Genomic DNA, 237 nt, shown 5'->3' on the forward strand with positions numbered 1-237 from the left:
TAAAGGGCGTGAAATTTAGCGTATTTATTGGACGAAAAGAAAATGTTAGAAACGTATACATATCAAGGTTTAAAGCTTTTGGTTATACAGTATCCATGTCAAAAGCAAAACCTACGAATTCCGAGTTCATCGCAATGGTTGCGGATAAGCTAAGACTTGAACATAAGGCTTCGTAAATATTGTCGTATTAATTTCATAACAAAATTTAATAACCAACGAATTACATATGTAGGCAAT

1 pseudogene is annotated in these 237 nt (G+C 32.5%); it reads left to right on the forward strand.

The window, feature by feature from the left end:
• Positions 1-77: 77 nt before the first annotated feature.
• Positions 78-176: pseudogene (locus Q3V31_RS30895) on the forward strand (sporulation initiation factor Spo0A C-terminal domain-containing protein); the annotation flags it as partial.
• Positions 177-237 lie beyond the last annotated feature (61 nt).

It is taken from the genome of Bacillus nitratireducens, assembly GCF_036320425.1.
GTDB lineage: Bacteria > Bacillota > Bacilli > Bacillales > Bacillaceae_G > Bacillus_A > Bacillus_A nitratireducens.